This is a genomic window from Clostridium sardiniense, from assembly GCF_019753795.1.
Lineage (GTDB): Bacteria > Bacillota > Clostridia > Clostridiales > Clostridiaceae > Clostridium > Clostridium sardiniense.
Window position 1 is genome coordinate 46,058 of the sequence record NZ_JAIKTU010000009.1, and the last position, 14,528, is coordinate 60,585.

Here is a 14,528-nt window from a genome sequence, read left to right on the forward strand (position 1 = left end):
TATATTTACTTTATAATTACCTTACAACTAAATATTACCATTAATCGTTTTCACTTAATATAAACGCTATTTACAATAATATGGAATATTTTTACGTAATTATTTGTAACATTTTTTCTTAAATTCACTAGGATTTATACCATAAAATTTTTTGAATAATTTATTGAAATAAAACTGGTCATCAATCCCTACCATTAAGGAGGCTTCCTTTATCATAATAGATTTATTTGAAAGAAGTTCTAGTGCTCTATTCATCTTTCTTTCGTTAATAAAATAAGTAATATTTTTACCTGTTTCATTCTTAAAAATTCTACTTAAATAACTTTCATTCATATTTATAGTTTTAGATAGCATTTTTAAAGAAATCTTTCTTTCTATGTTTTTATCTATATAATTTATAATATCTTCAATTTCTTTTCTATATGCTCTATTATTTGCATCATTTATCCAATTTTCTATATTTTTAAACTCTTCTCTTAGAAAACTCTTAAGAATAAGTATATCTTTACTACTTTCAATAGCTTTTCTTATATAATTAAATTTATCTACATTTTTGAATCCTTTTTGCAATTCATTTCCTTCTATATTTGCAAGAATAAATATAAATAATTCTTTTACATACTTAGGATTAGCTTCTTCCTTTATTACATAATCAATTATTTTATCTACCAAACAGGAATTATTGCTAAACTCTCTTTCACGTACATTTTTTACAATTTCCATTGGATATTTTATTTTTGTATAATCAATATATTTAAAATTCGGCATTGTTGAACAATCTATAACAGATTCTTCCCCTAAATAAAATCTCCATTGGAATAAATCTACTATCTCATCAAAACAATTTCTAAAACTTTTTTTCCCAACATATTCTTTAGATACTGCAATTGACATAGTTATATTTAAATATTGTTTTATATTCTTTATAATGGTGCTGTTTATATTAATTAAATTATTTTTTTCACTATTATTAAATATAATTATTCCACTATGATTATTTATAAATATTAATTTATAATTTATATCCTTATATATAGTTTCATCTATAATATTTTCTATATTTTTTTTAAGGTTCGTATGCTCTTTTATTTTTTCTTTATAAATTTTATCTATATTATCTACTTTAAAGTAGCTAACATTAAAACCCTTATCTAGTATTTTAAACTCTTTATTATCAATACACTTTAAAAATTCTTTTTCATCAATTTCTTCGTGTTTTGTCATAAGAAGTAAATTCTTTTTTAAGTCTTCAATATCAAAGTTTTCTATACTTTTACATTTTAAATTATTAAACTCTATCTCCTTACTCACTTGATTTATTATACCCTCAATATCTTTACCTTCAATAGTAACCTTTAACAAATAATCAAAGGCTCCTTCTTTCATCGCCATTCTTACTAAGTCATAATCTCCATGATTACTTAAAACAATAACTTTACTTTGTATATTTCGTCTCTTAACCTCTTTTATAAGTTCTATTCCATCTAAATTAGGCATTTTTAAATCAGTTATTATTATATCTGGTATATCTTCATCAATAACTTTTAATGCTTCAATACCATCTTTTTCATATCCAATAACTTCACAATTAAGTTCTTTCCAATTTACTATATTCCTCATAGCTATTCTAATTAACTTTTCATCATCTACGACTAAAACTTTAAGCATTTAATTCCCCTCCATCTTTATTTACCGGTAGCATTATCTTAACTTCTGTTCCCTTATCAATCTCACTTTTTAATTCCACTGTATATTCCTTGCCATAAGTTAATTTAATTCTTTCACATACGTTTTTATATCCAACCCCAGATAATTTCCCCTCTTTTTTTTCTTTATGCTTATGTTGATTAAAACCCTTGCCATTATCTTTTATAAGTATTTCTAGTATATTATTCCTTTCTGATATTATAATATCTATTTTTTGATTATCCTTATCCTCATCAAAGCCATGAAGTATAGAGTTCTCTATTATAGGCTGAAGTATAAACTTAATTATTTTATAATTATAAAATTCCTCTTCTATATGATAATCAACTTCAAAAGAATCTCCATATCTAAGTTTTTGTATTACTATATAACTTTTTATATTATCTATTTCTTCTCTTATAGTTACAAATTCATTTGAGTCCACTATCGTATTTCGCAGTAGCTTTGCTAAAGCTCCAAGCCCATTTGATACTGATGTATCTTCATTCATTACCGCTATCCATTTTAATGTATTTAACGTATTAAATAAGAAATGAGGATTTATCTGAGCTTGTAGCATTTTTATCTCTGATTCGCGTTTTAGTTCTTGCTCGTACTTAATTTCATCTAACAAACTATTTATCTTAGAAATTAATCCATTAAATTGCTTTGATAATCTTCCTATTTCATCATTACTATCATCCTCTAAATTAGCATCTATACATCCACTGATTGCTCTATCCATACCTTTAACTAAATTATTTATAGGATTATATATACTTTTATAAATATAATTAGATAAAATAATTGTTAATGCTATAAAAGTTAACATATATATAAGCAAAGTCACTAGTACTCCCCTTATTCTATCTAGAAAACTTTCATATGGTACTAAATTTACAACCTTCCATCCTACTTTACTTACATCTTTATAATTACCTATATACCTTGAAGAATCTATAATCGTCTTATCTCCATTTAAATCTATAATCTTTTTATAAGGAAATTTTTGTTGTCCAAATAAATATTCGTTTCTTTCATTTAGTACTATTATCGATGCTGAATTATCTAAATTTACATTTAGAAAACTTCCTCCAAAAGCCTTCTCATTTAAAGCTACAAAAATATATCCATTTACAACTTTAGTCAATGGATCTCTAATAGCTCTAGACATTGATATAGCACCTTGTCCATCAATTTGCGTATGAAACCATATAGTTCTTCCTGGAATTTCTTGTGCTATAGCTGAATATTTTAAAACATCTTCTTTTTTAAAATACTTAAATCCTTGAGTGTACAATATAGATAAATCATTTGTAAGTATCTCAACTTCTCCAGCACTTGATAGTAAATGTAGTTTTGAATATAGAAATTCATTCATTCTATTTGCAAAATTATATTCCTCAGTAGAACTCATAATCTTAGATTTATTTAATCCCTCATAAATTAATGGTGATAACAAAACTTCATCTAATTGTTGTTCAAACTTCCCAATATTTAAATTGATATTTTCTTCAACAATATTTAACATCTCATTAGAATAATTATCTATATTTTCTTTAATAATCTTATTGCTTTCTTTATAACCTATAAAAAAAATAACTATCATTGATATTATTGGTATTATTAAAAAACCAAATATCAATCTCTTTTTTATTCCAATAGATCTAATAATATTTCTTTTAAATTTACCCATTCCCCTCCTTAAGCCCCCTTGCCGCATCATATTAATTATTATATCATCTCGGTAAAATTTTTACAAAATTTACTTAATTTAAATATTTATACAAAAAAAGATAGTTATAGGTTTTCCCATAACTATCTTTTAAATTATTTGTATTCAATCCATCTCATTTCCATTGGATTAAGTTTTAATTGCTCCTTAATTTCCCCACCTATGATTAAATCTGTATTCTGTATATATCTAGTATTATTAATTACGACTACTTTTCCTAGTTCCTCAAAGGCTGCACACTCAGTATTTACGTTTGTAACATAATACTTCTTCATTTCATCTTCTCTACCTGCAACAAAATATACTGCTCTTAGAAGTAATCTACAGTTTTGTGGAGTATAAGGAAGACCTGCAAAGTAAACACTTCTTCCCTTTCCAAAAGTATTTACTACAAGATTTGAGTATTCTCTATCTTTAGATAATATCTGATAATTATCACCTTTAGCATATACACCATCCATTCCTTCTCCGAAGTCTAACTCCTCATCTATATCTTCAAGCAAGAAATGCTTATCATTTATATCATTATACTTTCTTGTACTCAATGAAAATCCTATTTCCTTATCTACTCCCATTACATCATCTAATTGGAAGTATCTCCCTTGATATTGACATGCTGTTGGATCTCCAACACCTATGAAGCCTCCTCCATTATATACCCACTCTCTTATTTTACTAACTAGCTTTTCATCCATCCAGTTGTCTCCACCACTCCAAGCAGTATAAGCATCGCCAGCATTTATTATTACTTTTATATCATCTGAAATCCCTCTTTCTTTTATATCATCAAAGCTTATAAACTCTACATCAACTGGCATGCCACTTAAACATTCTATCACTCCAACATAAGAATAAATTTCTCTATACCATAAAGCATGTGCTACCTGATTTGTTTGCCAAGTTCTAAGTTTACCCCATGAATTTAGCACCCCAACTTTTAATGAAGTATATGACTTTGTTCCCTTTATAGTCTCATGAATTTCTCTAAATTCATTACAAATTTTTTCAACTTCATCTACAAATTCTGGGAACTCCTTAGTTAATCCTAAATATCCACCATATCCTATTCTCTCAAGAGGTTTTCTAAGAATTGCCCTCCTAGCTTGAAGCCAATTTTCTTGTCCTTCTTTAACAGGGTCTCCTCCTTCTGTAAATACATCTGGGAAGAAGTACGGAAGAAATCTACCTTCAGTATATTTAACTCCAGGTATATCACTTATCATTCTCATAGTAGCCCCATTACCTACTGATCCAACAACTGCATCAAGCCCTATATTTTCAAAATATTTTCCATAGGGTTCTGTACCTATCCAATTATCTCCTAAGAACATCATTGCCTCTTTGCCCTTTTCATGACACATATCAACCATCTTTTTTGCAAGGGATGCTACCCATTTTGATTGAAAGTCTATATAGTCCTTATATTCCTTTGTTGGAACTCTAAAGGGCGAATTGTAATATCCTTCATCTACAATATCTTCTGATCTTAATTTATAACCTTTATCTTTTTCAAAATCCTCCATAGCCTTTGGACTAACAGATGAACTGTATCCAAACCAATCAACAAACTTTTCTTTTCCTATTTCATTAAAGCATAAAGTAAAATGATGGAAGAATGTTGTAAATCTAACAACGTCTATTTCTGGATTTTCATCAAGCCATTTTTCTAAAAGTTCTAGCATATGCTTTTGGGATTTAGGTTGTCTACAGTCATATGGAACTTCATGTGGCTTATCCCCCCAATCATTTGTTATATGATTGTACATTTGAGTAGGATCCCATATCATATAAACTAAGAAGTTTACTGTATATTTATGCCACATAACAGCCTCTTCTATTAAAACTTTTCCGTTTTCTCTATCAAAAGTCCATTTATTATTATCTAAGACTTCCCCTGTTGTTCTATCTATAACTTCCCACCAAAGTTTTTCATCATGTACTTTATCTATGTCAAATTGTTCCTTAAAATATCCCTTAAGTAAATCTATCTTTATATTATTTGAAGTTGCAACAACCGGTTCTGACATTAAATAAAGTTGTTGTACCTCATCCATATTTTCTCTAATAAAATCTTGATCATTTCTGGTAGTTAGGTATGTACTATAATTTTTTACACCTAATCCTGTTATTTCTTCGCCAAGTTTTGTGCCATCGCAATCTCTTATAGCATCTGCTCCCCACTTTTCTATTATATCTTTTATATAATCATTCATATTTTTATCAGTTGGTATTGTAACTTTTCCTTTTATCATAATTGATCCCCCCTAAAAGTTATTTAATTAAATTTTAATTTATAGAAGTATGTATTAAAATGGTTGTTTTTTTTAGATATATATAATATTTTTACTTTCATCCATCAAATCATAATAGTAATTAAAATATCACCATAAATAAAAAAAGAAGCCCTACTTAGGCTTCCTTAAATTATTATTTTCTAATGTTTAAATCTCTCTTTATAATCTTTTGGAACCTCTCTACCACTTAGTGTATACGCCATAAGGGCAGCTCCATGCCAAGGCTCTATTTCTGGCTCCTTAATTATACAATTTATACTATCTTCATCTAACATAACCTTTAATGGATCTAATATTAAACCTCCTGATTTAAATACTCCTCCAGTGTATGATAATATAAAGCCATCTTTTAAATTTAAAGTAGTTGATAATGATCTTATATGAAGAAACAAATTATATGCTGCTTCTTCAAATATAAAATTACATACCCTGCACCCTTCTTTTGCAGCAATTGATGCTATTCTAGCAAAGGATGCTATTTCAGTTCTTGAAAATTTTAATCTATTAAAAACAATATCCACCACTTCAAAATAATCCTTTATATCTAACTCCCTCTCCATTATATCTAATAATACTGTCTTTTTTTTTCTTCCATCCTTTTGCTTAGTATATTCATTAATAACCCTAAGAGCTATCCAATATGCACTTCCATCATCACCAATTCCTGGTCCCCATCCTCCGCATCTTGCTTCTATTCCTTCTTTATTTCTTCCATAAGCTATACTTCCAGTTCCAGAAACTATATTTATACCATCATTGCATCCAGTTCCTGCTGCCCATCCTGCAACGGCATCATTTCCAACAGTATAATTTATCCCCTTAAAAATATCCCCTACTATATCATCTATAATATTCTTATCACTCTTACTTTCTCCATATCCAGGTACACCTAGAAATACATGTTCAATATCATTCTTGCTTATATTACTTTCTGATATTATAATATCTAAAGCACTTTTAAGTTCATTCCTTAAATTTATAGCTCCTATTTGATGTATGTGGATTGTGCCTCTTTCTACATCTTTAATTATATTAAGGTTCTCATCTACTAAAATATATCTAGTTTTAGTTCCTCCACCATCTACTCCTAAATAATACATAAATCTATCCCTCCAAAACTTTCTTAAAGCATTACCATATTTTTTATTAATTCTATCAATAAATTTTAACTACAGTCAATGAAATTGCTATATGTTAAAAAAATAATAGTACAAGTAACTATAATTATACATATAATTCTTTTTATAAAAATTCTAAATATTATAACTATAAAAAAAGTAAATTATTTAATAATACTAGTAAAAATAATACATAGTGTTTATTTTTATACATCTTTATAATTAAACTATATTGATTGATACTACGTTTTTAATATTTCAAAACACTAGTTAATTTATTAACTACATAAAGGAGAGTTTAATTATGGCAGGATTAGTACTGAAAAATATCGATAAAGTTTATGATAACGGTTTTAAAGCCGTTAACAATTTTAATTTAAATATTGAAGATAAAGAGTTTATAGTATTTGTCGGTCCTTCTGGGTGTGGTAAATCTACGACTCTTAGAATGATCGCAGGTCTTGAAGAAATTAGTGGTGGTGAACTTTATATAGGGGATACCTTAGTTAATGATGTTGCTCCAAAGGATAGGGATATAGCAATGGTATTCCAAAATTATGCGTTGTACCCTCATATGACAGTTTATGAAAATATGTCTTTTGGTCTTAGATTAAAGAAAATGCCTAAAGATGAAATTGATAAAAAAGTTAAAGAAGCTGCTAAAATCTTAGATATTACTCATTTATTAGATAGAAAGCCTAAAGCATTATCTGGAGGACAAAGGCAAAGAGTAGCTATGGGTAGAGCCATCGTTAGACACCCTAAAGTTTTCTTAATGGACGAGCCTCTTTCAAATCTTGATGCAAAGCTTAGAGTTCAAATGAGAATAGAAATTTCAAAACTTTACAATGATCTTGAAACTACTTTTATATATGTAACTCATGATCAAACTGAGGCTATGACACTTGGAACAAGAATTGTTGTAATGAAAGATGGTATAATTCAACAAGTAGATACTCCTAAAGAAATATATGAGAATCCTGTTAATATGTTTGTAGCTAGCTTCATTGGAAGTCCTCAAATGAACTTCTTATATGGATCTATTGATAATAAAAATGATAATTATACTATTAAAATATTTGAAAATAATATCCCTATTCCTAAAGATAAAATTAATTTACTAAATAAGTCTAAAGGAAAAGATATTATTCTAGGAATTAGACCTGAAAATATTTTTATAACTGATAATATTCCTACTGATAAGAACATGGTTAAGTTTACTGGTACTGTTGATATTTTAGAGAATCTAGGTTCTGAAACTTATATTCATTTAAAGAAAGACGACAGACACATTATTATCAAAGCTGCTGGCGCTTTATCTTATAATAATGGAGATAAAATAACTTTTGCTTTTGATATTAACAAAATCCATGTATTTGATAAGGAGTCACAAGATACGATATTTTAAATTTTAAAATATAGACTTATTTTATCCCCGAAATATTTTTTATACGAAAAAGACATAGAATTAATTCTATGTCTTTTTCGCATAAAAAAAGACTGCTAAAAGCAGTCTTTAAGATTTATTTAAATAAATCTCTAAATCCTTTTTTGTGATGTTCTTCAGCCCCATCAACCTTTTCTCCTGATGCTTCCATAAACATCATTAAAGCTTCTTTTTGCTTTTCATTAAGCTTCTTTGGAATATCAACTATAACTTTAACGTATTGATCTCCTCTTCCACTACTATTAACTCTTGGTACACCTTTTCCTTTTAATCTAAATAAAGTTCCTGATTGAGTTCCTGATGGTACTGTATATTTAACATTACCATCAACTGTTTCAACAGTTATTTCTGTTCCAAGAGTAGCTTTTGCCATTGATATATGTGTATCTACATATATATCATTACCTTTTCTTGTGAATTTATTAGAAGGTGCAACTACTATCTTTATATAAAGATCTCCAGCTGGTCCACCATTGCTACCATGTTCACCTTGTCCTCTAAGTGGCATAACATTTCCAGTATCAACCCCTGCTGGTATATTAACTTTAATCTTTCTAGTCTTTCTAACCTTACCTTTTCCTTTACATGTTGTACATGGTTCTTCAATTATCTTACCAGTTCCATGACATTTATCACAAGTTGTTGTACTTACAAAACTTCCAAGCGGAGTTTGTCTTTGTACTCTTATTTGTCCTGAACCATGACATGATGGACATGTCTTAGGAGTTGTTCCAGGTTTAGCACCCGTTCCATTACAAGTTTCACAATTTTCGCTTCTTGTAACTGATATTTCTTTTTCTACTCCTTTTATTGCCTCTTCAAAAGTTAATCTTACTGTGTATTCTATATCAGCGCCTCTTCTTGGTCCATTATTTCTTGATGAACCACCACCACCGCCTCCAAAGAATGAGTCAAATATGTCTCCGAATCCTCCCATATCTGTGAAGTCGAATCCACCAAATCCACCAGCTCCTGCTCCAAATCCACTTCCATCAAAATCTGCTGTTCCAAATTGATCATACTTAGCTTTTTTCTCTGGATCTGAAAGTACTTGATAAGCCTCATTAATTTCTTTAAATTTCTTTTCAGCTTCAGCATTTCCTTGATTTTTATCAGGATGGTATTTTATAGCTAGCTTCCTAAAGGCTTTTTTAATCTCTGAATCACTTGCACCCTTTTCTAAACCAAGGATTTCGTAATAGTCTTTTTGTGCCATCTATTTTCACCACCATATTTTTTTAAATTTCATAAACTTTACAAAAGGGAAGACGACACTTGCCTTCCCTCCCTGTATTATATAAGAGATTATAGTATATTTACAACTATTTATCGTCTTCTACTTTAAAATCTGCATCTACAACATTATCATCATGTGGTGCTTCATTAGTTCCTTGTGCTCCACCCATGTTGTTTGGATCGAATCCTTCAGCTCCTGGTTGTTGTGCTCCAGCTTCTTGGTATATCTTTGATGATATTGCATAGAATTCTTGAGTTAATTCTTCAATAGCTTTCTTGATACCTTCTATATCATCGCCATCTTTGATCTTCTTAACTTCTTCTAACTTAGCTTGAACTTTTGCTTTATCATCAGCTGAAACCTTATCTCCAAGTTCTTCTAATGTCTTTTCAGTTTGATATACAACTTGATCAGCATTATTCTTAACTTCTATTGATTCTTTTCTCTTCTTATCTTCTTCAGCGAACTTTTCAGCTTCTTTTACTGCATTTTCTACTTCGTCATCACTTAAGTTTGTTGAAGCAGTAATTGTAATGTTAGCTTCTTTTCCAGTTCCTTTATCCATAGCTGATACTTTAACTATACCATTAGCATCTATATCAAATGTAACTTCGATTTGAGGGATTCCTCTTGGTGCTGGTGCTATTCCTGATAATGTGAATCTTCCTAATGTCTTGTTATCAGCAGCCATTTGTCTTTCACCTTGAACTACGTGAATTTCAACTGATGTTTGACCATCTGCAGCTGTTGAGAATGTTTGGCTCTTCTTAGCTGGGATTGTTGTATTTCTTTCTATAAGTGGAGTAGCAACTCCTCCTAAAGTTTCAATTCCAAGTGTTAATGGTGTAACATCTAATAATAATACATCTTTAACTTCTCCAGTTAATACACCTGCTTGAATAGCTGCACCAATTGCAACACATTCATCTGGATTTATTCCCTTTGAAGGCTCTTTTCCTGTAAAGTTTTTAACTGCTTCTTGAACAGCTGGTATTCTTGTTGATCCACCAACTAATAATATCTTATCTATATCATTTACTGAAATTCCAGCATCAGCAATTGCTTTCTTCATTGGTTCAATTGATCTTTGAACTAAGTCATGAGTTAATTCGTTGAATTTAGCTCTAGTTAAGTTCATATCTATATGTTTTGGACCAGTTGCATCAGCTGTGATGAATGGTAAGTTAATATTTGTTTGTGTTGATGATGATAATTCAATCTTAGCTTTTTCAGCAGCTTCTTTTAATCTTTGAAGTGCCATTTTATCTTGTCTTAAGTCGATTCCATTTTCAGCTTTGAATGTGTCTGCAATGTAATCCATGATCTTATTATCGAAGTCATCTCCACCAAGCTTTGTATCTCCGTTTGTTGATAATACTTCAAATACTCCATCACCAAGTTCTAAGATAGATACATCGAAAGTACCGCCACCTAAATCATATACTAATACTTTTTCTTCGTGATCTGCTTTTTCTAATCCATATGCTAAAGCTGCAGCTGTTGGTTCGTTTATTATTCTAAGTACTTCAAGTCCTGCTATTTTACCAGCATCTTTTGTTGCTTGTCTTTCAGCATCATTGAAGTAAGCTGGTACAGTTATAACTGCTTGAGTAACTTTTTCTCCTAAATAACTTTCAGCATCAGCTTTTAATTTTTGAAGTATCATTGCTGATATTTCTTGTGGTGTATATTCTTTATCGTCAACCTTAACTTTATAATCAGTTCCCATGTGTCTCTTTATTGAGATTATTGTTTTATCTGGATTAGTAATTGCCTGTCTTTTTGCAACTTGACCAACTAATCTTTCTCCATTTGCTTGGAATGAAACAACTGATGGAGTTGTTCTTGAACCTTCTGAGTTAGTTATAACAACTGGTTCTCCACCTTCCATAACTGCTACACATGAATTTGTAGTTCCTAAATCAATTCCTATTATTTTTGACATAATTATTCCTCCTTAACGCAAGACCTAGCTTGCTATTAATTTATATTTTATTTATGTTATTTTTATTTTAATTAGCTACTTTAACAACTGAATGTCTTATAACTTTATCTCCTCTTTTGTAACCTTTCATAAATACTTCAGCAACTGAATTATTATCAAGGTTCTCATCTTCAATATGCATTACTGCTTGATGAAGATTAGGATCAAATCCTTCTGATGTTGCTATTTCTTCAACTCCTAACTTTTCTAGAGCAGATTGGAAGCCTTTAAGAGTCATCTCAACACCTTTTTTCATGTCTTCAACACTTCCATTAGCTTCGACAGCTCTTTCTAAGTTATCAAGATTTGGTACTATTTCTTTTAGTACATCTATACATGCATCTGTATAAATACCTTCTTTTTCTTTAGATGTTCTTTTTCTGTAGTTTTCATATTCAGCTGTAACTCTTAGAAGTCTATCTTTTAAAGTCTCAAGTTCGTTAGTTAATTTTTTGTTTTCATCTTTAGTCTTTCTAAACATTTCTAACTCATCCTCTTCTTTTTTATTATCATTTTCCTGAGACTCTTCTACTACTTCCTCTTCTACATTTACTGGCTCTTCCAAATTTTCTTTTATCTCTTCATCAACTATGATATTTTCATCATCTTTGATTTCATTTTCTAAATTTTCATTCTTATCTATCATTTCCTTATACACACCTCGTCTTCTTTAATTTTTAGACTGTCCTTTTAAAGTCTTATTCAATTCTTTCATGACCTGTGCCATTATTGCGATTACTTTTGAATAGTTAATTCTTCTAGGTCCTATCAATCCAATAGTCCCTTTTGCACTATCGCCTAGCGAGTATTCAGCTGATATAACACTACACTCTCTTGCTTCTGGAATATAATTCTCATCACCTATTTTTATTGTTATATCATTTTCAGGTTCTATAAGTTCAACAACACAATCTTTATTATGAAGAAGTGATAATATCTCTTTTGCCTTTTCTATATCGTTGTACTCAGGGAAATTAAAAATATTTGTTGCACCCTCCATAAATACTCTAGATGTATCATCTTCTTTTAAGCATTGATATAATGCTGGGAGCATTGCATTAAATACTTCCTCATACCCATGTAAATCTACTTTTAAGTTATTTATAACCTCCAAGTTAATTTCATCTATTGAAAGATGTAATAGCCTTTTATTTAAGATAATATTTATTTTATTTAATACTTCTATAGAAGGCACTTTATTAATTCTAATTATTTGATTCTTAATAAGTCCACCATCAGTAACAATTACTGCTAAAAGGCTTTTCTCATCAAGATTCATAACTTGGATAGATTTTAAATAGCTCATGCTCATAGAAGGTGTTTTTACAACACATGTAAGATGTGTTAATTCTGAAAGTAAAGCACTTGCATTTTTAACTATCTTATTAACTTCTAACATTGCTGAGTTTATAACATATTCTTTTATCTTTAAATCTTCTTCTTTACTTAAAAGTGGTTTTTCCATTAAACTATCTACATATAATCTATATCCCTTGCTTGATGGAATTCTTCCTGCAGAGGTATGGGGTTGTTCTAAATAACCCATATCTTCAAGATCTGCCATTTCATTTCTTATTGTTGCAGATCCAACTCCTAAGTCATGATTCTTTGCTATTGTCCTAGAACCTACTGGCTCTCCAGTTTTAATGTAATCATTGATAATAGCTTCTAATATTTTTATTTTTCTATCATCAATAACCATATCATCACCTCTACTTATTAGCACTCACTAACAACGAGTGCTAATGACTATATTTAAATAATATTCTCGTTGATTATTTTTGTCAACGAGAATTTTTACTTTTTAATATTAATTTATTCGATTTAATCCATATTATCTTTATTTTTCTTCTATTTACTTCTATTTTTTACTTTTTACAATATAAATTCACTCATAACGTAATTTGATAGTTCTATACCTTTGTCAGTTAGATAAATATTATTATTTTCTTCTTTTAAAAGGCCCTTTTTTATATTCTCCTTAATTACTGATCTATATACATCATATATATCTTTTTTAAACCTATTTTTGAAGTCATCTTTATTTATACCTTGGATCATTCTAAGTCCTAAAAACATAAACTCTTCCATATCTTCTTTTGCAGTATTTTTTACAACATCTTCATATATATCTTTCCCACTACATATTCTTTCGATATATTCTGTTATACTATCTATATTCTTTACTCTACTACCATTTATATATGAGCTAGATGATACTCCTACTCCTAAATACTCTTCACATTTCCAGTAAACTTTATTATGATAACATTCCATACCTTCTTTTGAATAATTAGATATTTCATATTGATGATATCCATTAGCTTCTAATATATCTTTAGTTAATTTATACATTTGTCTTTCATCATCTTCTTTTGGAAGATTAAGAATACCTCTTTCACTCATATTATAGAAAGGGGTTCCTTCTTCAATAATTAGACTATAACATGATATGTGCTCTGGCTTTAACTTAATAATCCCCCTTAATGTTTCTTCATAATCAGAAATACTTTGATCTGGTAGACCAAACATAATATCAATATTTATATTTTCAAATCCAAACTGCCTAGCTCTATTGTAATTTTCACAAAATTCTTCTATTGTATGTATCCTTCCTATTTTTTTAAGCAGATTATTATTAGTTGTCTGAAGTCCCATACTTATTCTATTCATCCCACAATCTTTTATAATTCTAAGCTTACTCTCTGTTAATGTTCCTGGATTACATTCTATAGTCCTCTCTGCATTCTCTATATAACTTAGGCAATTTAACTTATTTAATAACTTATATAGATTATCTTCATTTAAGTGTGATGGTGTTCCACCTCCAATAAATAAACTTTTAATAACTTTATCGCTACACTTTATATCTATCTCTTTAATTAAAGAATTTATATAATCATCTTCTAGACCTTCCCTTCCAGCATATGATGGAAAATCACAGTAAAAACATTTTTGCTTGCAAAATGGAATATGTACATATAATGCAATTTCTTTCATTTTAAATTCACCTTCTTCTTTTACTTT

At 29.2% G+C, this 14,528-nt stretch carries 10 protein-coding genes; 1 reads left to right on the forward strand and 9 read right to left on the reverse strand.

Translation table 11 applies throughout. The annotated features are described in order from the left end of the window. Nucleotides 1–99 precede the first annotated feature (99 nt). The 4 genes from K5V21_RS11745 to K5V21_RS11760 all read right to left on the reverse strand — a co-directional run bounded on the left by K5V21_RS11745 (nt 100) and on the right by K5V21_RS11760 (nt 6,815). On the reverse strand, nt 100–1,668 hold the full coding sequence (locus K5V21_RS11745) for a response regulator transcription factor (protein ID WP_221861407.1): 1,569 nt from the start codon (nt 1,666–1,668) through the stop codon (nt 100–102). Further along, on the reverse strand, nt 1,661–3,382 hold the full coding sequence (locus K5V21_RS11750; RefSeq protein WP_221861408.1) for a cache domain-containing sensor histidine kinase: 1,722 nt from the start codon (nt 3,380–3,382) through the stop codon (nt 1,661–1,663). Before K5V21_RS11750 ends, K5V21_RS11745 begins: the two co-directional genes overlap by 8 nt. A 134-nt stretch (nt 3,383–3,516) precedes the next feature. After that, complete coding sequence (gene gnpA, locus K5V21_RS11755) at nt 3,517–5,673, reverse strand: 1,3-beta-galactosyl-N-acetylhexosamine phosphorylase (RefSeq protein WP_221861409.1); 2,157 nt, start codon at nt 5,671–5,673, stop codon at nt 3,517–3,519. 182 nt (nt 5,674–5,855) lie between these two features. Then, a complete protein-coding gene (locus K5V21_RS11760; protein ID WP_221861410.1) occupies nt 5,856–6,815 on the reverse strand; it encodes a BadF/BadG/BcrA/BcrD ATPase family protein in 960 nt (319 codons plus the stop codon). A gap of 322 nt (nt 6,816–7,137) precedes the next feature. Between K5V21_RS11760 and K5V21_RS11765 the strand changes: the two genes are divergently transcribed. Then, nucleotides 7,138–8,241: an ABC transporter ATP-binding protein gene (locus tag K5V21_RS11765; RefSeq protein ID WP_221861411.1), complete on the forward strand. Its 1,104-nt coding sequence runs from the start codon at nt 7,138–7,140 to the stop codon at nt 8,239–8,241. A gap of 115 nt (nt 8,242–8,356) precedes the next feature. Here the strand turns inward: K5V21_RS11765 and dnaJ are convergent, their stop codons facing one another. The 5 genes from dnaJ to hemW all read right to left on the reverse strand — a co-directional run bounded on the left by dnaJ (nt 8,357) and on the right by hemW (nt 14,501). Next, a complete protein-coding gene (dnaJ, locus tag K5V21_RS11770; RefSeq protein WP_221861412.1) occupies nt 8,357–9,496 on the reverse strand; it encodes a molecular chaperone DnaJ in 1,140 nt (379 codons plus the stop codon). A 106-nt stretch (nt 9,497–9,602) separates the two neighbouring features. Further along, nucleotides 9,603–11,462 (reverse strand): molecular chaperone DnaK, encoded by a 1,860-nt coding sequence (gene dnaK / locus K5V21_RS11775; protein WP_221861413.1) that lies wholly within the window; start codon nt 11,460–11,462, stop codon nt 9,603–9,605. A gap of 67 nt (nt 11,463–11,529) precedes the next feature. Further along, the gene (gene grpE, locus K5V21_RS11780; protein ID WP_407927724.1) at nt 11,530–12,144 is read right to left on the reverse strand and encodes a nucleotide exchange factor GrpE; all 615 of its coding nucleotides are present in this window, start codon (nt 12,142–12,144) and stop codon (nt 11,530–11,532) included. Between the two features lie 27 nt (nt 12,145–12,171). Further along, nucleotides 12,172–13,203, reverse strand: a complete 1,032-nt coding sequence (hrcA, locus tag K5V21_RS11785) for a heat-inducible transcriptional repressor HrcA (RefSeq protein ID WP_221861415.1) — start codon at nt 13,201–13,203, stop codon at nt 12,172–12,174. 173 nt (nt 13,204–13,376) lie between these two features. Continuing rightward, nucleotides 13,377–14,501 carry a radical SAM family heme chaperone HemW gene (gene hemW / locus K5V21_RS11790; RefSeq protein ID WP_221861416.1) on the reverse strand — a complete coding sequence of 375 codons (1,125 nt, stop codon included), beginning with the start codon at nt 14,499–14,501 and terminating at the stop codon, nt 13,377–13,379. Between the last annotated feature and the right edge of the window lie 27 nt (nt 14,502–14,528).

What these genes read in the sequence shown, in the direction of transcription:
- K5V21_RS11745 (WP_221861407.1), bottom strand. Translation starts at nt 1,668, where the DNA reads ATGCTTAAAGTTTTAGTCGTAGATGATGAAAAGTTAATTAGAATAGCT.
- K5V21_RS11750 (WP_221861408.1), bottom strand. Translation starts at nt 3,382, where the DNA reads ATGGGTAAATTTAAAAGAAATATTATTAGATCTATTGGAATAAAAAAG.
- gnpA (WP_221861409.1), bottom strand. Translation starts at nt 5,673, where the DNA reads ATGATAAAAGGAAAAGTTACAATACCAACTGATAAAAATATGAATGAT.
- K5V21_RS11760 (WP_221861410.1), bottom strand. Translation starts at nt 6,815, where the DNA reads ATGTATTATTTAGGAGTAGATGGTGGAGGAACTAAAACTAGATATATT.
- K5V21_RS11765 (WP_221861411.1), top strand. Translation starts at nt 7,138, where the DNA reads ATGGCAGGATTAGTACTGAAAAATATCGATAAAGTTTATGATAACGGT.
- dnaJ (WP_221861412.1), bottom strand. Translation starts at nt 9,496, where the DNA reads ATGGCACAAAAAGACTATTACGAAATCCTTGGTTTAGAAAAGGGTGCA.
- dnaK (WP_221861413.1), bottom strand. Translation starts at nt 11,462, where the DNA reads ATGTCAAAAATAATAGGAATTGATTTAGGAACTACAAATTCATGTGTA.
- hrcA (WP_221861415.1), bottom strand. Translation starts at nt 13,203, where the DNA reads ATGGTTATTGATGATAGAAAAATAAAAATATTAGAAGCTATTATCAAT.
- hemW (WP_221861416.1), bottom strand. Translation starts at nt 14,501, where the DNA reads ATGAAAGAAATTGCATTATATGTACATATTCCATTTTGCAAGCAAAAA.